This is a genomic window from Streptomyces sp. PT12 (genome assembly GCF_003311645.1).
Lineage (GTDB): Bacteria > Actinomycetota > Actinomycetes > Streptomycetales > Streptomycetaceae > Streptomyces.
Map to the genome: position 1 here is coordinate 1 of NZ_QEST01000206.1, position 772 is coordinate 772.

Sequence of the window (772 nt, forward strand, 5' to 3'; positions counted from 1 at the left end):
GCCGGTCACGGTGATCGTGGGGCGGGAATGCCCCCCGGCGACGCCGCTTGATCTGTGTCTTGGCTGCCCGGAACGGGTGCGCGACCGCGCCGCCCGCGTGGGTTTGGGCGGTGGGTCGTGAACGAACGCTGTGCGTCGTGCGGGACGACGGTGCCGCCGCTGGTCGTGGTGGCGGTGCACCATGCCGGGTCGGGGGGCGGGTGGACGCACCGCGCGTGCGCGGGCTGCCTGGCGCGCGAGCGGCTGATCCCGTTCAGCTTCCACCCGCTGCGCCACGATGGGGCGCGGCTGACGTACCCGGAGATCGTTCCGGGTGAACTGGTGGCTACGCTCGCGCCGTTGGGCGAGTCGCCCGTGCTCGCCGCCCCGGTCGGGCGGCTGCTGGCCGCCGTGGCCCGCACAAAGGACCGTACGCTCGACGCCGACCAGCGGCACGCCGCCCACGACGAGGCTCGCGCCGCCGTCGCGCGGCTGCGGGAGGCCGCCCGGCGGGGACGCGGCACCGTTCGGGAGGCGCGGTGAACGGCGCGATCGATCTCTCTCTCCGCGACCCCGACCGGGGCAACGACCGGCCGGTCAACGGCCGCTGCTGGCTGGGCTGCGACCCCGGGACCGTTCAGCGGGTGGTCTGGATCGGGCCCGTCTCCATCGCGGGGCCGAACGGCATCGCGACCGCGCCCGCCTACGCCTGTCCCCGGTGTGTGCGCCGCCTCTACGCCATGGCGCGGGCGGATGAGATCGAACGCGACCGCCCGGCGCATCTGGCCGAGCA

The 772-nt window shown here is 75.5% G+C and carries 1 protein-coding gene and 1 pseudogene; both read left to right on the forward strand.

Going from position 1 to position 772, the window contains the following annotated elements; genetic code table 11:
- Window positions 1-117 precede the first annotated feature (117 nt).
- Window positions 118-522, forward strand: a complete 405-nt coding sequence (locus DEH69_RS22910; protein ID WP_147255777.1) for a hypothetical protein — start codon at window positions 118-120, stop codon at window positions 520-522.
- Window positions 519-772, forward strand: a pseudogene (locus DEH69_RS22915) (hypothetical protein); the annotation flags it as partial. The gene DEH69_RS22910 and the pseudogene DEH69_RS22915, both read left to right, overlap by 4 nt.